At 48.6% G+C, this 18,798-nt stretch carries 16 protein-coding genes; 9 read left to right on the top strand and 7 right to left on the bottom strand.

Annotated elements, in window-relative coordinates:
- Nucleotides 1-62 precede the first annotated feature (62 nt).
- The 7 genes from ACLM7Z_RS11365 to ACLM7Z_RS11335 all read right to left on the bottom strand — a co-directional run bounded on the left by ACLM7Z_RS11365 (nt 63) and on the right by ACLM7Z_RS11335 (nt 5,141).
- The gene (locus ACLM7Z_RS11365) at nt 63-2,003 is read right to left on the bottom strand and encodes a DNA polymerase (protein WP_435645078.1); all 1,941 of its coding nucleotides are present in this window, start codon (nt 2,001-2,003) and stop codon (nt 63-65) included.
- A gap of 60 nt (nt 2,004-2,063) precedes the next feature.
- Nucleotides 2,064-2,252 carry a hypothetical protein gene (locus tag ACLM7Z_RS11360; protein ID WP_435645077.1) on the bottom strand — a complete coding sequence of 63 codons (189 nt, stop codon included), beginning with the start codon at nt 2,250-2,252 and terminating at the stop codon, nt 2,064-2,066.
- Nucleotides 2,253-2,329: 77 nt separating this feature from the next.
- Nucleotides 2,330-2,902 carry a DUF2815 family protein gene (locus ACLM7Z_RS11355; RefSeq protein ID WP_435645076.1) on the bottom strand — a complete coding sequence of 191 codons (573 nt, stop codon included), beginning with the start codon at nt 2,900-2,902 and terminating at the stop codon, nt 2,330-2,332.
- Nucleotide 2,903: 1 nt separating this feature from the next.
- A complete protein-coding gene (locus tag ACLM7Z_RS11350) occupies nt 2,904-4,034 on the bottom strand; it encodes a DUF2800 domain-containing protein (protein WP_435645075.1) in 1,131 nt (376 codons plus the stop codon).
- The gene (locus tag ACLM7Z_RS11345; protein WP_435645074.1) at nt 4,034-4,342 is read right to left on the bottom strand and encodes a DNA ligase; all 309 of its coding nucleotides are present in this window, start codon (nt 4,340-4,342) and stop codon (nt 4,034-4,036) included. The genes ACLM7Z_RS11350 and ACLM7Z_RS11345 overlap by 1 nt, the downstream gene beginning before the upstream one ends.
- On the bottom strand, nt 4,278-4,487 hold the full coding sequence (locus ACLM7Z_RS11340; RefSeq protein WP_435645073.1) for a hypothetical protein: 210 nt from the start codon (nt 4,485-4,487) through the stop codon (nt 4,278-4,280). The genes ACLM7Z_RS11345 and ACLM7Z_RS11340 overlap by 65 nt, the downstream gene beginning before the upstream one ends.
- A 141-nt stretch (nt 4,488-4,628) precedes the next feature.
- Nucleotides 4,629-5,141, bottom strand: a complete 513-nt coding sequence (locus tag ACLM7Z_RS11335; RefSeq protein WP_435645072.1) for a hypothetical protein — start codon at nt 5,139-5,141, stop codon at nt 4,629-4,631.
- 298 nt (nt 5,142-5,439) lie between these two features.
- Here ACLM7Z_RS11335 and ACLM7Z_RS11330 point away from each other — a divergent pair, with 298 nt between their 5' ends.
- From ACLM7Z_RS11330 to mcrC, 9 genes are all read left to right on the top strand, one after another.
- Nucleotides 5,440-6,315: a hypothetical protein gene (locus ACLM7Z_RS11330; RefSeq protein ID WP_435645071.1), complete on the top strand. Its 876-nt coding sequence runs from the start codon at nt 5,440-5,442 to the stop codon at nt 6,313-6,315.
- Between the two features lie 12 nt (nt 6,316-6,327).
- Nucleotides 6,328-6,990: a hypothetical protein gene (locus tag ACLM7Z_RS11325; RefSeq protein ID WP_435645070.1), complete on the top strand. Its 663-nt coding sequence runs from the start codon at nt 6,328-6,330 to the stop codon at nt 6,988-6,990.
- Nucleotides 6,991-7,006: 16 nt separating this feature from the next.
- Entirely contained in the window at nt 7,007-7,219 is a 213-nt protein-coding gene (locus ACLM7Z_RS11320) for a helix-turn-helix domain-containing protein (protein WP_435645069.1), read from the top strand.
- Between the two features lie 20 nt (nt 7,220-7,239).
- Entirely contained in the window at nt 7,240-9,522 is a 2,283-nt protein-coding gene (locus ACLM7Z_RS11315; protein WP_435645068.1) for an AAA family ATPase, read from the top strand.
- 51 nt (nt 9,523-9,573) lie between these two features.
- Nucleotides 9,574-10,272, top strand: a complete 699-nt coding sequence (locus tag ACLM7Z_RS11310) for a hypothetical protein (RefSeq protein WP_435645067.1) — start codon at nt 9,574-9,576, stop codon at nt 10,270-10,272.
- Complete coding sequence (locus ACLM7Z_RS11305) at nt 10,265-11,815, top strand: Eco57I restriction-modification methylase domain-containing protein (RefSeq protein WP_435645066.1); 1,551 nt, start codon at nt 10,265-10,267, stop codon at nt 11,813-11,815. Before ACLM7Z_RS11310 ends, ACLM7Z_RS11305 begins: the two co-directional genes overlap by 8 nt.
- Nucleotides 11,815-14,793 (top strand): GIY-YIG nuclease family protein, encoded by a 2,979-nt coding sequence (locus ACLM7Z_RS11300; RefSeq protein WP_435645065.1) that lies wholly within the window; start codon nt 11,815-11,817, stop codon nt 14,791-14,793. Before ACLM7Z_RS11305 ends, ACLM7Z_RS11300 begins: the two co-directional genes overlap by 1 nt.
- A 69-nt stretch (nt 14,794-14,862) precedes the next feature.
- A complete protein-coding gene (locus ACLM7Z_RS11295) occupies nt 14,863-17,721 on the top strand; it encodes an AAA family ATPase (RefSeq protein WP_435645064.1) in 2,859 nt (952 codons plus the stop codon).
- Nucleotides 17,660-18,784, top strand: coding sequence for a 5-methylcytosine-specific restriction endonuclease system specificity protein McrC (gene mcrC, locus ACLM7Z_RS11290; protein ID WP_435645774.1), 1,125 nt, complete (start codon nt 17,660-17,662; stop codon nt 18,782-18,784). The genes ACLM7Z_RS11295 and mcrC overlap by 62 nt, the downstream gene beginning before the upstream one ends.
- Nucleotides 18,785-18,798: the final 14 nt, after the last annotated feature.

Raw genomic sequence — 18,798 nt, 5'->3', positions numbered from 1 at the left:
TAAAAAGGGCGTCCACCTCTACTTTCCAATGGAGATGAACGCCCGGTTTGAGCCAGATATCTTTAATCTTTTTTATAGAACGGTGTGGCATAGCCATCGGCACGGAGCAGCAGGCCCTTTGCCCAAGGAGGAGTACGGCCCATTTGCTCACAGACCGCATCCAGAGAGACCTTCGGGTCAGCCTCGATGACCAGTTCGTCGTGGATGTGCATCACGATGGAGCAGCAGCGCAGGGTGCGCATGGCGTAGCAGAGGATATCACGGGCAGTGGCCTGAACGATGTTCTCGACGAACTTCGGCCCATAGGAATCGAGACGTTCCCACTTCTTGGTGCAACCGACACCTTCATAGGTAATACATTCGCCGCCGAATTTGTTAGTGCCGACCTTCGGTTTCACATAGGCCAGCTTCCTTCCGGAGGGCAGCGTGATGAACAGCATCCCGCTCCTGCAGGCGAAGGTCAGACCGTAATCGGTGGTGGTGTGCTTATACTTCACAGCCTCCATGACCGCTCGGTCAACATCCCACCAGAACTTGACGATGTTCGGATTGGCCTGTCGCCAAGCATCCACCAGCGGAGGAAGTTCCTCTTCGGTGAGGCCCATCTCGATAGCGCCCATCGCCTTGAGCGCACCGGTGGACCCGCCGTAGCCGAGGGCCAATTCAGCGATTTTGCCTTTCTGGCGGAGGTGGCCGTTGATACCATGCTTCTCGACCGGAACCTTGAACATCTGGGATGCACTGGCGCAGTAGATGTCGCCGCCATTAGCGAAGACCTCCTGTCGCCAGCGCTCATCCGCGAACCATGCGATGACACGGGCCTCGATGGCAGAAAAGTCCGCCACCAAGAACTGTGTGCCCTCACGCGGGATAAACGCGGTGCGGATGAGCTGGGACAAGGTATCCGGCACATCTTCATATAGAAGTTCCACACCAGAAAAGTCACCGATGCGGACAAGGGCACGGGCCTCAGCTAAATCCGGGAGATGATTCTGAGGGAGATTTTGCAGCTGGATGTTACGACCTGAGAAGCGGCCAGTACGATTGGCACCGTAGAACTGGAACATACCACGGGCACGACCATCATCACAGACGGTCTTTTCCATCGCCTGATATTTACGGACGCTGGACTTGGCGAGCTGCTGCCGAAGGGTCAATACATCGCAGAGTTCCGGTGGCGCAGTCTTCAAAAGCTCGGCCACAGACTTTTTATCCAGACTTTCGGTCTCCAAACCTTTGTCGGAGAGCCACTGCTTCATCTGCTGCACGGAGTTCGGATTTTCGAGAGCGGTCAGATGCTTCATGGCCTCGGTCAGCTCCTCACGGGAGCGGGTATCCATTTCGATGGCCTGATGTACCAGCTCCATATCCAGTCGGACGCCACGGTCGTTTATTTCTTGGTCGATGTGGTATTCCTCCCAGACCGAGTCCGGCACCGGAAACTTGCGTAGCTTCTGCTGGATGCCCATCTCGGTCTCGACATCACGGACGTTATAACGCTTGAAGGCGGCCCACTTGTCAGGTGCATGGAAGGGCCGGTTTCTGGTGCGCTGCCCGTTGGTCTTCGTCGGAGTGCAGGGCTGGCAGAAGTATTTGATGAGGTCTTTGCCCTCTGTGAGCTTCTGCTTTTCCAGACCAAGGACTGCACCGACACCTTCCAAGGAAAGCGGCAGGCCCATCGTGGCAGACCATATCATGGAGCAGCGCCAGCTCTCCGGGCCGAGATATTCACCAGTCGGATAACCGAGGAAACGGGAAAGACAGATGCGTTCAAAGGAAGCATTGAAGGCCCATTTGATAACGTTCTCATCCTCCAAGGCCACCAGTACCTCTTCGGGAATCTTCTCACCGCAGGCAAGGTCGACTACTTCCACCGGAGCGTTATCGACACTGTAGGCAAAGAGCAATATTTCAAAATTGGGAGACTCGCAGTAACGATAGACACCGGTCTTTTGGAGCGGGACGTCACAGTAGGTCTCGATATCGATACTGAGTGTTTTCATAGAATCAGTCCTTTCAATGACACAAGCGGCAGAGAACGAATCCCTGCCGCCTGCTTTGGTTTACTGGTCGTCCTTCTTATCCGGATGCCATGCCTTCCAGTCAGCCTTCACCCTGCGGTAAGCGGCGGTGAGAATCCTCACGATGAACTTACCGATGTTGTAGAGGGCGTAGCCGTAGATGATAAAGAAGAAGCAGTAGCACACGGAATAGATGACAATCTGGTTTGCAATAGAAATCATATCGTTCATATGGGTTACCTCATATTTTCATAAAATGGTGCTGGCGGCAGTGTTCCCACCGCCAGCATGGTGGATTGGGTCAGGGATTAGTCGAGGAAATCCTCATCCTCGTCCGTTGCGAAGTCGGACTCAGCAGATGCCTTGCCGCCGAGAGGCTGACCGTCGCGCACCTTCTGCAGGTTGTTCAGGCCGCAGGCGATACCCTTGTTGCCGGAGCTGTTGAAGGCATAGAAGGTGATGCTGGCACGACCATACACACCGGAGTAGACCTCGGAACGGGTCATGATAGGATTCAGGTCAGCATCCACGATACCGGGAGCAGAGGTCGCATTGGCGTTGATGAAGTAGGCGTTCGCATAGGCTGCGTCGTCAGGTCTCTCAAGGTCGCCGTCGCGGAGCGGAGTCTTGATGACAGAGAGAGCAGGCACGGACTTTCCGTTGCCCTTCAGCTTGGATTCGCCCTCGTGGTAAGCGGCCTCGATAGCAGCCTTGACCTTAGCGACGGTCTTGGTATCGGACTTAGGGATGATGAGGCTGACGCTGTACTTAGGTGCGCCGCCGTTGATGCTCTTAGGCTCCCAGACGTTGGCGTAGCTCCAACGAGTGTCCGGGCCAGTGATAACCTTCATGGGATTGCTCATTTTTACATTCTTACTCATATTAGTTGTCCTCCATAAAATCTGATTGTGCGGTGTTCATTGCCGGACGCTTATCGGATTCCGGCACGAGAGTCGGTTTGCCCTGCGGCTTTTCGATGAAGCCTGCAAGGAGTTCTTCAAAGCGGGCCTTGCCGAGGAGCTTCTGCATCGCGGTGATGCCGAGCAGCTTCTTCTCATACGGGTCAAAGCCTGCATCTTCGACTGCCTGAATGACAGCAGTCTCATTTGTGTACTTACGGTTCGAGCGGCCTTCGACCAGCTTGAAGCCGTGCCATTCCTTTCCGCTGACTGCCTGCTGCAGAGCGTACTCCTTGATATCGGAGGCCCACGCCACAAGCTCGTCCACACGGGAGAGGATGACTTCGATTTCCGAATCCTCCAACAGAGGCGGCAGCTTGAAGTCGTGCTGTGCCAGAAGAAGGTTTGCTTCCGCTCTGGCCCTGCATTCATGTTTGGCCTTACAGAAACCACACCATTCTCCGCAGAGGAAGTTGCCATCACCGGCGAAGGCCAGCTCAGCGGTAGGCTTCAGGATTTCATCGGCCCAAGCGTACAGGGCTTCCTTTTCCAGCTCGAAGGTGCTGACGTTCTGGCGGCGAGGCTGGTAGATGGTCATGCTGACGTTGTCGATGTCGTAGATGTCATCGAACAGCTCCAGCGCACCGAGGGCGTAGCACTTCATCTGGGGATTGTCCTCCGAGGAGACCAGAACACCAAGGCCGTGCTTGTAATCGACGATGCGGAGTGTGCCGTCAGCGATGATGATGCAGTCGGCGGTTCCGAAGCCCTGTTCTACCCAGCGGGAGAAGTCCACACGCTGTTCGATAAGGACGACCGGGTCGGAACAGGTCTCCTTGGCTGCTTCCACCTGTTCCATGATGAAGGCTGCATAGCCGTTGGCGCAGTCCTCCATCTCGACGTTGTACCAAGTGAGGTGTTCGGTCGGGTCTTTGACTGCCATGCCCAGCGCCTTGCGGAGCTTGTACTCGCAAAGGCTGTGAGCGTCGGTTCCTTCGGCAGCGTAGTCGCTACCTTTATCCTCATAGGTCTCACACAGTCTTGCGGAAGGCGGGCAATGGAGCCAACGTTCCGAAGACGATGCGGAGAGGATTGCATGTCCTTTAGGCGGCATCACAGCACCTCCACTTCCTGAAGCAGGGCCTCATAGTGCTGAGGGTCGATGCCGGAGAGCTTGCTGGCACCATACTTCTGAAGCAGGGTACGGATAGCAGCGGTGTGCCCAGCGCGGGACTTTTCTGCTAAGACAGCGCGTACCTGTTCCAAAGTGAGGGCAGGCTTCTTTTCAGGCTTGGCCTCCTCGACGGGAGCTTCTTCGGAACCACTGAACTGCTGAGCAAGCCAGTTAGCGGCCTCGTTAATAGCAGCAGCGGCACTGCGCAGCTCTTCGATGGTCGCGGCCATATCGCTCATTCTGCTCATAGTGTTTTCCTCCTTCCTCGGTTTGTCTCTGTGCGGCGAGGATACTCATGTTCCTTGCCAGTCTGCCGGATACGACGCTGATTGCGGTCAAGACCTGAATCACTTCTGCATCGTTGCGGCGGTCGTTGTAATAGGACTGCTTCACGGTGTTCACCTCCATTCTGTAAGGCGGTTTGTTCTGTGCCTTACACTTCCCAATGGAGATGAGCCACCGGGTTGAGCCACATTTTTTAGAAAAAATATCTGGCTGCCGGAAATGCAGCAGCCAGACGGTGTACCTTCCTATTTAATAGCCACGCACCTTACGCAGCTCATTACGATAGCGCTGCATCTGGCGGGCAAAGGTACGCTGCGGTCTGCCAAGCTCCTCGGCGATGGAACGGTCGGATTTCTCCTCACCGAGCATCTGGAGGATGAGGTCGGCTTCCGGGTCGAGTTCACGCAGACGCTGAATCAGCTGCTCCAGCAGGAGCTTGTCCGCTACGACATCTGCCATAAGCGGAGCCGGGTCAGGGACACTGTCCAGCGGAGAGCAGGTGTCGCCGTCCTCGTTCTCGTTTTCGTAGTCGAGGGACAGCATATCTCCGGCACGACGGAACTCGCAGTTGAAGCAGTCGCCGTCGCAGAGCCAGAACTTGCTCTTCGGGCAGATGCACTGACCGTGATACTGAGCCTTCTTGCGGAAGGTGTCGTAGTAGCTGGTCTGCTCACGATAGAATTCTTCAGGAACCTCCACCCATTCCTTGGTGGACTTGAGGTAGATACGGTAGGTCTTCTGACCATTTTCTTTGATTGCCATAATTCTTTACTCCTTTGGTTGGCTTATTTGCGAGCCAGCGCAGGAGTAAAAAAGAGACCCTGCGACTAACTCACAGGGTCTATCCAATCGTTCGCAAGGTCGGGTGCTATGGTTCGTAAGGTTCTTAAGGTTCGGGATTGCAAGAAAAAAAGAACCTGACTACGCTAATGTTCACATTTGCGACATTGATAATTAAATAGTTTTCTGATATAATGGGGTTTAGTGGGGTTTGTTGGGTGTTGCCACGAATCACTGACCACGGACAACTGAGACAAAATGTGTAAATCGGAGGCAATCTATGACAAATAGTAATTACCCGCGTCTGAGCGGAGGAACATTCTTTATACTGGTCTTGCAAGCTCTCCGTCAGAGAATAAAAGCGCGTGAACACTACAAGGGAGAAAGCGACGGACTGAAAGACCCGAATGTTCTGATTGGCCTCATAAAGGTTATCAATCCCGATTACGTTGCTCCCGCCGGAGATGCGCTCAAGACAAAGACAAACGATTTCAAATCCTGCAAGCTGTCGAAAGGTGAATACTTACCCTTCGGCAAAACAGCGGAGATTGAGGAATTTGACAATAGAATCCAGAATGACTACGGTTCCGCATTAAGCGCGATGGTTGGCTTTGTGGAGCAGTTCTTAGAAACCGGTACAGCCGCTAAGAAGGATGTGCGTTTGGTAAAAGCATTGATGGAGTTGATTCAATCTGACGACAGCATCGGTGCTGATGAGGAATTTTATATTTCTGAGAATGGAGACAAAATAAAAAAGGCCGCATTCGGCGACCTTACAGATATCTGCCTACCAGCATTTCTGCTTGGTGTATGGCACTATGTGGTTGTAAATAGAAAAGACAATAAAGTGGGTCAGGATACCTACAACAAATGGTGTCCTCCAGCCGGGGGCGGCCCGCGTGAATATAAAAGTAACATAGGCAAGGCAATCACTCGTGACATCAGCGTTTATACCGTTGATATTTCGGACAGCCAAGAGGAGGAGCCACAAGACGATGAACCAGAAGTTCATGCGCAGGAAGATACCGCACAGACTCCGCCACCTTCGCCTGCATCTGTGTATAACAACAATCCGCTCTTTATTCAGCAGAACGGTGATGGCAATGTAGTCATGCCGAACTATGGAACAATCAATATTACATTCGGGAAGAAATAAGGAGGCTGCTGAATGGACGACAAACTCCAAGCTGTACAGACTGGCGTTCAGGCAGTTCCGCAGCAGGGCCAGTTCACTCAGACTGGAAATGACAATATGATGGTTCCGAACTACGGAACCGTTAACATCACTGTGCAGCAGATGCCGCAGATGATGCCGTATCAAATGCCTACGATGCCCGGATGCTTTTATGTTCCTCTTTCCATCAACAGAGAATACTATAATCTGTTCGTCCTTGGTATTGAGGAATTCGACAAGCCGTATATCAAGGTTCCGAGAGACCGGGCCTTGAATCAATACATGACCAAGGAAACAATGGCGGCATTTGATGCACTGACACCCGAAATGATAGCTCGTATTAAGACGATGCCTTCGTTGTTCATGGCCGAGAACCGTCAGTATGGACACCCGGACGATGACCAGAAAGTTATATACGGATTCGTTTCTGACATTAAAATTTACGACAACGACGTGAAGATTTATTACTGCGGATACAAGAATGATATCTTGCAGAGCATTATCAATGAGTTGCAGGATGAGCTGGGCATCATCGGCAACAGAAGTTACAGTGAACTAAACCGGACTCATTGGTCTATTAAAAGGGCCGACCTGATTCAGGAGCTTTACGAAGCACAGGTACAAGTTCCGGTTTTCAATATGCAAAGTACCACCTAAGCGATGGAGGATAGACATGAGTAATGAATTAGAAAATCAGGTAGCTGAACAGATGCCGGAGAAATGGGTAAACCTCGAAGACATCGCTGAGCATCTCAGCGTCAGCACTGATACCGTTCGTACTTGGATTAAAAATGGAAAACTACCATTTTACCGTGCCGGTAAGAGATACAAATTTAAAATCTCTGAAGTCGACGAGTGGCTCAGAAGTGGAAGAATAACAGAGTAATAGGGGTGAACGTTTATTATATGAAAGAAAAGCAGAAATCGTTAATTGAAAAAGTCGTTCTGAACTCTGCTACATTCCGTGAGGAATCTTTCGAGCCGACCTTCGTAAACTTCTTCTTTGGTAAGAATGGCGCAGGTAAATCGACGATTGCTAAGGCTTTTGTTGATGGCACTGGTTTGACGTGGGCCGCAGGCAGAAATCCTGCTGACTATGTTCTGATGGTATATAATCAGGATTTTGTGAATCGCAACTTCGCCACCTACGGTGACCTGAAGGGTGTATTTACCCTGAGCGAAACCAATATCGAAATCCAGAGAGCGATTGAAGAAAAGACCGCCGAAAGAAGCCGTGTAACGACCGAAGGTCAAAACACTGCTACGGCAAGAGATAAAAAGAGAGAAGAACTGGTACCTTTGCGTTCCGGTTTTGAAGATACATGCTGGGATAAAACAACCGACCTTCGTGGTGATTACAGGGCAATGTTCAAAGGCAAACAGAGAAAGAACCTGCTTGCCGATGAGATTCTGGCTGGACGTTATGCTCCGGTTGACCATTCGGTCGACAGTATTCGACAGCTTTTCGAGATTGCATATGACCCGAACGCCCAGAGCTATGGCCTGTTCAAAGGATCTAAAGCGGCAAGTGGCCGATACGACCTTTCAGGCATGGCGCTTTTGGCGAAGGCAATCACCAGTAGTAGCGACACGCCTTTTGCTAATTTCATGAAGGCTCTGAATGCGACCGACTGGGTCAAAGCTGGTCATGCACACTACGTTGGACAGGCTGATGGCAAGTGTCCGTTCTGCCAGCAAAAACTCCCTGCTTCCTATGAAAAGGATATTGCGGAGTGCTTCGACGAACAGTACCAGAATGATTTGCTGGCGCTGGAGGCATTACAGAGTGCCTATGAGAGCAAAATGAAGCAGCTCTTGGCTTTGTATCAGGCAAACCTCACGATTGAGTACGCAAAGCTCAACCTTGAAGATTATCAGGACAAGCTGTCGTTGCTTGAAAATGCAATCACTATCAATTTGCAGCGTATCGGTGAAAAGCTCAGAACACCGGCGAACATTGTAACGCTGGAGGATACCGATGCTCTTGTTGCTAAACTGGATGCAATGGTGGCGGAGTTCAACAAGCAGATTCAGGCCAACAATGACATCGTTGCTACCAAGCAGGACAAGCAGCAGGAGTGCTTCCGCATGGTGTGGGAGCTGATTGCATATAGAATGCAGTCCGATGTTGCTACCTACACCGCGAGTAAGAAGGCTGTTGAGGACGAGGCTGCGGCACTGGATAAGAAGGTCAAAGACCTTCAGGGTCAGTATAAGACCCTCTCCCGTGAAATCAATGACCTGAACACCAAGGTTATCAATACCAAGGCCACGGTCGATAGCATCAATGCCCATCTGTCCGACTCCGGTTTTGAAGGCTTCCACCTTCGTGAGAAAGAGGGCGTCAAGGGCGTGTATGAAGTCATCCGTGAGGACGGAACCATCGCAGTCAACCTTAGTGAAGGTGAGCGAAACTTCATCGCATTCCTTTATTTCTACCATGTGGTAAGAGGAAGCCAGAGTGAGGCTGATTCCGGCAAAGACAAAATCGTCGTAATCGACGACCCTGTTTCCAGTATGGATAGCAGCGCTCTGTTCATTGTAAGTTCTCTGGTAAGAGAGATGATTGGCGTCTGCAGCAACAATGCCGGATTGGTTAAGTCCGATTACGAAGGCACCTACATTCAGCAGCTCTTCATCCTGACGCATAACGCCTTCTTCCACAGAGAAATTACCTATAATATGGTACGCCATTACAGGTATGCGTCCTTCTATAAAATCAATAAAAAGAACAACGTATCCACCATTGAACTTTGCGTTGAAGAAGCCAAGAAGGTATCCGATAAGGATAAGAACTACAATCCGGTGCAGAATTCCTACTCTGCACTCTGGACAGAATACAGCACTCTGACGACCACCATCCCGTTGATGAATGTTATGCGTCGTATTTTAGAGTATTACTTCCTGCAGCTTTGCGGATACGAAGGCCACGACCTAACCAAGAAGGTGCTGGAAGATAAGAAAGATAGATTTATTACACCGATTGAAGGCGCTGCGCCGGATATGACCAGATTCCATCTGGCAAAATCCATGTTGGCTTATATGCACAGCAGTGACACCTTCAACGACGGTCTGAACTTTGTTGATGAGAGCATGGACTGCGACCAGTATAGAGATGTGTTCAAAACCATCTTTGAGGTGCTCGACCAGTCCCAGCACTACGACAGAATGATGAACGAGACCGATTAAGTACAGATTATGGGACGCCAATTCCTGTAGGCTGTACATTAGGAGGACTATATGGCAAAACAAGTGAAATCAAAACAGCGCGTGGCCGACCACGGCGAGGTATTCACCGCCGAACGAGAGGTCAAAGCCATGTGCGATTTGGTTGCCGATGAGTGCCTGAGAATCGACTCGCGATTTTTGGAGCCAGCCTGTGGAGATGGAAATTTCCTCGCGGAGATTCTTTCTCGCAAGCTCGACGTGGTAATCAAAAAATATAAACGTAACCCGGTCGATTACGAAAAGAACGCACTCCTTGCATTAGGTAGTATCTATGGTGTGGAGTTGTTGTTCGATAATGTGTTGGCTTGCAGAGAGCGTTTGTTTAAGCTGTGGGATAAGGCGTATACGAAAGCTGTAAAGAAGATTGACCGAAAAGATGCAGTGCGCGAATCAGCACAGTACATTCTGGAGAAAAACATCATCTGCGGTAATGCGCTGAGTCTTCATCAAGTGGATGAAGCAGGTCAAGATACTCCGGAACCGATTATCTTTTCTCAGTGGGCGTTTGTTACTGGCCCAATGATGAAGAGAGAAGACTATACATTCGAGGAGCTTCTTACTCGAAACGAACCTGTTCCAAAGCCGCCTGAAGCTACCCAGATGACATTGGACTTATTAGCACCACAAGAAGAAGATGATGATGATGGCGAAGGAACCCTAATTCGGGTTTACCCGCCAATACAGTATTGGAGGATAAAAGAATATGGCTGATACAGGATTATTCGGAACAATCTATAACCCGGATGTGTTAACTTGCCTCGCAAATCTGTCCAACGATGAGGTTTTCACACCACCTGAAATTGCTAACCAAATGCTGGATATGTTACCACAGGAATTGTTTAGCAATCCAGATACAACATTTTTAGACCCGGCCTGCAAGAGCGGTGTGTTCCTTCGAGAAATTGCAAAAAGGCTGCTCAAAGGATTAGAGCCGCAGATTCCCGATTTGCAGGAACGAATCGACCATATTCTGCACAAACAGGTTTTTGGAATTGCAATCACTGAGTTGACAAGCCTTTTGGCGCGAAGAAGCGTCTACTGCTCGAAATACCCGAATGGCGAATACTCGGTTTCTAAATTCGATGACGCTCAGGGAAACATCCGCTTCAAAAGGATTCAGCATCGCTGGAGCGGAGGAAAATGTGCATACTGTGGTGCAGCACAGGCACAATATGACCGAGATGACGAATTAGAAACACACGCATATGAATGGATTCATATGGTGAAGCCGGAGGATATATTCAAAATGAAGTTCGATGTGATTATTAGTAACCCACCGTACCAGTTGAGCGATGGCGGTGGTAATGGCGCAAGTGCAAAACCTATTTATCAGCTCTTTGTACAGAAGGCTAAAAAGCTTAATCCCAAGTATATGACAATGATTACACCATCCCGCTGGTTTACTGGTGGTAAAGGTCTGGATGAATTCCGTGATGAGATGCTTCACGATAGCAGACTTCGTGTTATCCACGATTTCCCGGAGGCTTCAGATTGCTTTAGTGGTGTTCAGATTAAGGGTGGCGTTTCCTATTTCTTGTGGGATAGAGACAACAAGGGCGAGTGCTCAGTGTACTCCCATAAAGGTAACGAGGTTTATGGCCCTGCTAACAGACCTTTGTTGGAAAAAGGCTGCGACACTTTTATTCGTTATAATGAGGCTGTTGACGTTTTGCATAAGGTAATGAAAGACAATGCACCTTCGATGGAAGACCTCGTTAGCACAAGATTACCGTTCGGATTGCCGAATACATATAAGGGAAGCAAAACCCAGAGCAGCAGTACAGACCTTAAGATATATGTTAGTGGCAATGACCGAGAAGTCAGAGGCACAACAGCATACTGTCCGAAGAGCAAGGTTACCAAAGGACATGAGATGATTCCTTGGCATAAAGTTTATATCGCAAAGGCTGGTAGTGGTAGCGATGCCTTTCCACATCCTATTCTTCCAAAGCCGTTTTATGGTGAGCCGGGAACCGTCTGCAATGAAAGCTATTTGGTCATTGGCCCGTTTAAGGATAAGACGGAGTGCGAAAATGTAATGAGCTACATTGCAACAAAGTTCTTTAGATTCCTTGTACTGCAGAAGAAAAATTCTCAAAATGCCGCAAAGGGCGTTTATCAGTTAGTTCCGCAGCAGGATTTTTCTAAACCTTGGACTGATGAAGAATTGTATGCAAAATACGGCATTACTGAAGAGGAAATTGCTTTTATTGACTCTATGATTAGACCTATGGATTTGGAAGGAGATAACTAATGGCGAATCAAGTTACATTTGCACCACGCCCAGAAATTACTCCGACAATCTATGCCTATGAGTTGGTAGATGTTGCCTCCCATAAAGGCTATCTTAAAGTTGGATATACCGAGCGTGACGTGGATACGCGTGTTGCGGAGCAGATGCATACCTCCGCAGTTCCTTATAAAATTGTCCTCCGGGCCTCTGCTATGCGCCCGGACGGCTCTTGTTTCACTGACTATGACGTTCATGCTGTCCTGAAGAAAAAGGGCTATATGCAGTTGAACGCTGGCGACGACAGAAATGAATGGTTTAAGTGCGACCTGAATGCAGTCAAGGCAGCTATTATCGCTGTCCGTGATGGTACAGCTAATATCGAAAATCGAACCCAGACATTTAAAATGCGCCCTGAGCAGACACGTGCTGTTCAGATGACGATGGACTATTTCCGTCAGGCAAAGAAGGACGAGCCCGACCGCGCACCGAAGTTCCTCTGGAATGCTAAGATGCGTTTTGGTAAGACCTTTGCCACCTATGAACTGGCAAAGAAGATGGGCTTTACTCGTGTGCTTGTTCTGACCTTCAAACCGGCAGTCGAGTCTGCTTGGTCAGAAGACCTTGCAAGTCATGTGGATTTTGAAGGCTGGCAGTTTATTTCCAACAAAGACGCACACGGCAATGGTATCAATATTGACCAAGCGTATGCTATGGCAGATAAGAAGAGACCGATTGTTGTATTCGGTTCCTTCCAAGACCTGCTGGGCACCAATGATAACGGTGGTATTAAAGCCAAGAATGAGTTCATCCATACCGTGAATTGGGACTTGGTCGCTTTCGATGAGTACCACTTCGGTGCTTGGCGTGAAAACGCTAAGAAGCTGTTCGATAATCCGGATGAAGAAGCCGAGGCCGATTTCGACCAAGAGAAGTATAAGATTGATGAGGCGGACAATGCCTATAACGAAACATTCCTGCCTATTACGACCGGCCACTATCTGTTCCTGTCCGGTACGCCGTTCCGTGCCATTAACTCCGGTGAGTTCATCGAAGACCAGATTTATAACTGGACATATTCTGATGAGCAACGTGCAAAGGAGAGCTGGATTGGCTCCGGCAATCCCTATTTGTCGTTGCCGAGAATGGTCATGCTGACCTATCAGATTCCAGAGAGCATCCGTCAGATTGCTATGGATGGCGAGTTTAATGAGTTCGACCTGAACGTCTTTTTCTCTGCTGCAAAAGCACAGAAAGGTGCAAGAGTCGAAGACTCCAGATTTACTTATGAGAATGAGGTCGGAAAATGGCTGCAGCTGATTCGCGGTAGCTATCTGCCTTCTAATGTTGATGACCTCAAGCTGGGTCAGGACAAGCGTCCTCCGATGCCTTTCTCCGACACCCGCTTGCTGAACGTTCTGAACCATACACTGTGGTTCCTGCCGAACGTTGCATCCTGCTGGGCTATGTATAACCTGTTGATGCAGGATAATTTCTTCCGCGATTACAAGATTATTGTTTGTGCTGGTACTAAGGCTGGTATTGGTGTTGCTGCACTTGCTCCTGTTCAGGCAGCGATGGGCAATCCTCTGGCAACCAAGACTATCACTCTGTCTTGTGGTAAGCTGACCACCGGTGTTACCGTTAAGCCTTGGACAGGTGTATTTATGCTGCGTAATCTGAAGAGTCCGGAGACCTATTTCCAGACCGCTTTCCGTGTGCAGTCCCCTTGGACGATTACCGATGATTCCGGCCACCAGCAGATTATGAAGCAGGAGTGCTATGTCTTTGACTTTGCGTTGGATAGAGCGCTGCGTCAGATTTCCGATTACTCTTGCCGACTGAATGTTAATGAGGATAATCCGGAGAAGAAGGTCGCTGAGTTCATCAACTTCCTGCCGGTTCTCGCTTATGATGGTTCTACCATGAAGCAGATTTCCGCACAGGATGTTCTGGATATCGCTTTGGCCGGTACCTCTGCGACCCTGCTTGCAAGACGCTGGGAGTCTGCATTGCTCGTTAATGTTGACAATGACACTCTGTCTCGTTTGCTTGCAAACAAGGAAGCGCTGGATGCCCTGATGAAGATTGAGGGCTTCCGTTCCCTGAATCAGGATATCGAGACCATCATCAACAAGTCCGAAAAGGTCAAGAAGGCCAAGAAGGAACAGGATAAGCTCACTCCGAAGGAGAAGAAGGAAATCTCCGATGAGGAGAAGGAATACAAGTCAATGCGTAAGCAGATTCAGGAGAAGCTGATTAAGTTCGCTACCAGAATCCCTGTATTTATGTATCTGACCGACTACCGTGAGCGTACTCTGAAAGACGTTATCACGCAGCTGGAACCGGGCCTCTTCAAAAAGGTAACGGGTCTGGATGTGCCTGATTTCGAGATGCTTTGTACGCTTGGCGTGTTCAATGCCAGCCTGATGAACGATGCTATCTTCAAGTTCAAGAGATATGAGGACAGCAGCCTTTCCTATACTGGTATCGACAGACACGAAGGCATGGATGTCGGTGGTTGGGATACTGTGCTTAAAAAGGCTGAGTATGACCAGCTCTTCTATAACCAGCAGGCTACAATGGAGGCTCCTGCCGTGGAACAGCCTGATGAAATCGAGGATGTTATCATTCCGATTAAGAAACCGGAACCTGTCGCTCCGAAGCCTAAGACCACATACGTTACTGGTCAGTACGGCGTTAAGCCTACCGCCTCTATGGTTGCGGAGAAACCGGCACCTTACGGAGCAGGCATTCAGAAACCTGTTGCTAAGCCTGCGTCGAAACCGGAGGAAAAGGCTGATGAGGTTCAGGTTGATTACTCTCGTGTTGTTATCGGTGCAAAGGTAATCCATAAGGCTTTTGGAGAAGGCACTATTGTGTCTATTGATAAGAAGATGAGTAAGATTGATGTCAAGTTTGCTGCTGGACAGAAATCGTTTATCATCGAAAAGGGCAATTCGTTCAATGCTTTTGTGCGCGGTTTCCTGAGATTCGAGTAATCGCTAAAGGCTACGATAAACCAGAAACAACGATGGCGACGGAAAGTATAGCTGCCGCAGGAGGTTCATATGATTGATATTGTAAAATTGAGACCAATACTCGCTGGGTATAAGGCGTACTTTCCGAGCCATTGGGACGATGAGATATATAAATGGGAGGCTATAAAGCACTTCCAAGACCACTGGAACATCGATGCTGAAAACTTCGGTGAGATGTTCAAGGAGGCCACAGATAAGACTTTCAATCTGCTGGCTTCTGGTTATGCCTATCCGAGAGGCATGATGATTAACTTTGCCAAGGCTGATGACGTAGCAGCCCGTCAGATGTTCCGTGACCTTTTTGATGAGTCTCGTGACCTTGCTGAACGTGTTGATGCATTCCAGACGGCATCCGAGGCAATCCGTGCCAAGTACGACGATGGAACGTGGCGTAACCATTATCAGAATACTAATGCCATCAGTGTTTACCTGTGGCTGCGTTATCCTGAAAAATACTATATTTACAAATATGAGATTTACCGCGATGTTGCTGCAGAGCTGAATTCGGAATACCGTCCGAAGAGGAATGGCTCTGTGGACAGCCTTATTGGCGGATTCAAAATGTATGATGAAGTCTGCAAGGTTGTCAGTGAGGATGCAGAAGTCGTAGATATGTTCCGCTCTGCAGTTACAGATACTTGTTACCCTGACCCGCAGATGAGAACGTTGACTGTAGATGTCGGATTTTATCTGAGTCGTTTCTTTCTCGAAGAGCGAAAGGCCGCACAGGAGGAAGAAGGGTGGTTTCCGAAGGATTATAATCCGGATATTACTGTCAGCGAATGGGTCGAAATGCTAAAGGATAGCTCTGTCTTTACTCAGAATGCACTACAGATTATGAAGCGCATGAAGGACTACGGTGGACAGGCCACTTGCGTCCAGCTCTCCATCAAATATGGTGAAACAAAGAATTTTTATAATGCAGGTTCTTCTGCGTTGGCCCGTCGTGTGGCTGAGAAAACCGGTTGTGAGGTTATGACCGGCGACAACGAAAACGCTAAGTGGTGGCCTATCCTCTATATGGGTAAGGATGCGAGTGCGAATGAGGCCGGTGCCTATATCTGGCGTTTACGCAGTGAACTGGCAAAAGCGCTGGAAATGGTAGACCTTTCCGACGTCCCGTTGTATGTTGACGCAGCACCGGCAATTTGGAAAATCAGTGAAGGTACTGATAGCACGGGCATTTCGACAGCCAATAAACAGATTTTTCTTGAACGTCAGGTTGCTGTCGTTCACAGCACCACCAGTGCAAAGGCTACCTCAAAAGTATCTCAGGGGCAGGCTTTTATGGATGCCATTAAGAAGGGCGATTATTTCTACCTTTGCTATGGAAACAGCATCCAGCTTCTCGGCCAGTTCACTGGCGATAAGCCGGTAGAAAATCCTGAGATGAAAGACGGCTGGTATGAGCGCTCTTATCGCGTGATTGCAAAATCGACCGATACCTCTGCTTATGAAGGAACTAAAAAATGGTGGACACCGAATGACAATTCCACCTGCATCAAGGTTGACGAGAGCGAGCATGCACAGTTTGAAGAGTTAATTCTGCAGCCTTATTTCGGCATGACTGTAGAGGAACTGTTCAGTGGTGCAAACGAGCCTCGCCGCTATTGGTGGCTGACCGCAAACCCGAAAATTTGGAGCTTTTCAGACATTAAGATTGGTGAGGAGCAGAGTTATACTCTTTACAATGAAAATGGAAACAAGCGCCGTGTATTCCAGAACTTTCTCGATGCGAAGGTTGGAGATATCGTTATTGGATATGAGGCAAACCCGGTAAAGAAGATTGTAGCGCTATGTGAAATTACACAGGCCAACGACGGCAATAATATCTATTTTGCGAAGACGGAAGGCCTGACTGTACCAATTGAATATGCTGTTCTGAAGGAGTGCCCAGAGCTTGCAAAAATGGAGTTCTTTGTGCAACCAAACGGCAGCCTGTTCAAGCTGACCAAGGGCGAGTTTGATTTTATCATGGACATTGTCCGCGAAGAAAATCCTGTAAAACCAGCTGCTGCGTCCACAACTAAATATACAAAGGCTGATTTCTTGAGCAAGGTATTCATGACTGAGGAACGATACGATGTTCTTGAGGCATTGCTTCGTAATAAGATGAACATCATCCTTCAAGGTGCTCCCGGTGTTGGTAAGACCTTTGCAGCGAAGAAACTGGCGTATGCAATGATGGGTGAAGTGGATGACTCACGCATTGAACTGGTTCAGTTCCACCAAAACTACTCTTATGAAGATTTTATCATGGGCTATCGTCCTGACGGAGCTGAGTTCAAGCTGACCGATGGTATCTTTTATCGTTTCTGCCAGACGGCAGCCAACCACCCAGACAAGGAATACTTCTTTATTATTGATGAGATTAACCGTGGTAACATGAGTAAAATTTTCGGTGAGCTTATGATGCTAATTGAAAAGGGATATCGTGGTACCAAGGCAACACTGGCTTATAGTGGCATGCCGTTTGCTGTGCCGGAGAATCTGTATATTATCGGCATGATGAATACTGCAGACCGCAGTTTGGCAATGATTGATTACGCCCTTCGTAGACGATTCAGCTTCTTTGAAATGGAGCCGGGATTCAATTCAGAGGGTTTCCAGAACTATCAGCAGGCATTTGCAAATGAAACCTTTAATGCCCTGATTGACCAGATTAAGATGCTGAATAAAGAAATTGCAGAAGACCCGTCATTGGGCCGTGGCTTCAGAATTGGTCATAGTTATTTCTGCGGACGTGAAGAAGGCGGCTGCACGACAGATTGGATGCGCTCCGTTGTGGAATTTGATATTCTTCCTATGCTGGCGGAATACTGGTTTGATGAGCCTGCAAAGCTCCAGCGCTGGGAAAAGAATCTGCGTGGTGTGTTCGATGACGAATGATAAGGGAATCTATATAAAAAATATCTACTATATGCTTTCCTACGCATTTCAGGTTTTGAAGTACTCCAATTACGAGAACGTTGCTGCAGAAGAGTTCGAGTTGGTTCAGGACTTGTTTGCTGCCATTCTCGCTAAGGGGGTGGCAAAGCAGCTGAAGCAGGGCTTGTACCGTGAATATGTGACGCAACATGAGACGTTATCTGTTATGCGTGGCAAATTGGATATGCCGGAAACTATCCGCAATCGCATCCAGCGGAAACAGAAGCTGGCCTGCGAGTTCGATGAGCTGTCGGAAAATAACCTGTTTAATCAGATTTTGAAAACGACGATGCTCTACCTCGTCAGGGACAGTGGTGTATCCAAGGAGCATAAAATAGAGTTGAATAAGGTGCTGGTGTTCTTTGATAGTATTTCCGTGCTGGAACCATCGTCTATTGAATGGAGCCGCCTGCATTACCAGCGAAACAACAAGAACTATGAGATGCTTCTGAATATCTGTTATTTTGTTATTGACGGTATGCTTCAGACCACAGAACAAGGCGAATACAAAATGGCTGATTTCTCTGACGAGCATATGGACAGACTATATGAGAAGTTTATTCTGGAATACTACAGACAGCATCATAAATACCTTTCAGAGGCAAGAGCAGCTCAGGTCAAATGGGATTTGGTTGGTGAGAACGATGAAGCTATGATTCGTTTTTTGCCAGTCATGCAGACCGATATTTTCCTGCGCCTAAAAGAAAAGGTATTGATTCTGGACGCAAAGTATTATGGAAGAACGCTTCAGAAGCAGTTCGATAAATATACCCTGCACTCCGGCAACGTGTACCAGATTTTTACCTATGTGAAGAATCAGGATAAGGCTAACACTGGAAATGTGGCAGGTATGCTTCTGTATGCAAAAACAGAAGAAGATATCACACCTGATTGTTTGTTCAATATGGGTGGAAATCAAATCGGTGCAAAGACACTGGATTTGAATAAAGATTTCCGTTTGATAGCTGCACAGCTGGACGCTATAGCTGAGCAGTTCTTTGGAAAACAAACCCTGACCGCGTAATAAGGAAGGCGATT

The organism is Butyricicoccus porcorum, from assembly GCF_051246315.1.
Lineage (GTDB): Bacteria > Bacillota > Clostridia > Oscillospirales > Butyricicoccaceae > Butyricicoccus_A > Butyricicoccus_A porcorum.
Note: the sequence above shows the minus strand (reverse complement) of the source record. Positions and strands in the feature narration are given on the sequence as shown.

Excerpts from the sequence above, each read along its gene's own strand:
- ACLM7Z_RS11310 (WP_435645067.1), top strand. The coding sequence starts at position 9,574 with ATGGCAAAACAAGTGAAATCAAAACAGCGCGTGGCCGACCACGGCGAG.
- ACLM7Z_RS11315 (WP_435645068.1), top strand. The coding sequence starts at position 7,240 with ATGAAAGAAAAGCAGAAATCGTTAATTGAAAAAGTCGTTCTGAACTCT.
- ACLM7Z_RS11320 (WP_435645069.1), top strand. The coding sequence starts at position 7,007 with ATGAGTAATGAATTAGAAAATCAGGTAGCTGAACAGATGCCGGAGAAA.
- ACLM7Z_RS11335 (WP_435645072.1), bottom strand. The coding sequence starts at position 5,141 with ATGGCAATCAAAGAAAATGGTCAGAAGACCTACCGTATCTACCTCAAG.
- ACLM7Z_RS11360 (WP_435645077.1), bottom strand. The coding sequence starts at position 2,252 with ATGAACGATATGATTTCTATTGCAAACCAGATTGTCATCTATTCCGTG.
- ACLM7Z_RS11355 (WP_435645076.1), bottom strand. The coding sequence starts at position 2,902 with ATGAGTAAGAATGTAAAAATGAGCAATCCCATGAAGGTTATCACTGGC.
- ACLM7Z_RS11330 (WP_435645071.1), top strand. The coding sequence starts at position 5,440 with ATGACAAATAGTAATTACCCGCGTCTGAGCGGAGGAACATTCTTTATA.
- mcrC (WP_435645774.1), top strand. The coding sequence starts at position 17,660 with ATGAGCCTGCAAAGCTCCAGCGCTGGGAAAAGAATCTGCGTGGTGTGT.
- ACLM7Z_RS11350 (WP_435645075.1), bottom strand. The coding sequence starts at position 4,034 with ATGCCGCCTAAAGGACATGCAATCCTCTCCGCATCGTCTTCGGAACGT.
- ACLM7Z_RS11305 (WP_435645066.1), top strand. The coding sequence starts at position 10,265 with ATGGCTGATACAGGATTATTCGGAACAATCTATAACCCGGATGTGTTA.
- ACLM7Z_RS11300 (WP_435645065.1), top strand. The coding sequence starts at position 11,815 with ATGGCGAATCAAGTTACATTTGCACCACGCCCAGAAATTACTCCGACA.
- ACLM7Z_RS11365 (WP_435645078.1), bottom strand. The coding sequence starts at position 2,003 with ATGAAAACACTCAGTATCGATATCGAGACCTACTGTGACGTCCCGCTC.
- ACLM7Z_RS11325 (WP_435645070.1), top strand. The coding sequence starts at position 6,328 with ATGGACGACAAACTCCAAGCTGTACAGACTGGCGTTCAGGCAGTTCCG.
- ACLM7Z_RS11295 (WP_435645064.1), top strand. The coding sequence starts at position 14,863 with ATGATTGATATTGTAAAATTGAGACCAATACTCGCTGGGTATAAGGCG.
- ACLM7Z_RS11345 (WP_435645074.1), bottom strand. The coding sequence starts at position 4,342 with ATGAGCAGAATGAGCGATATGGCCGCGACCATCGAAGAGCTGCGCAGT.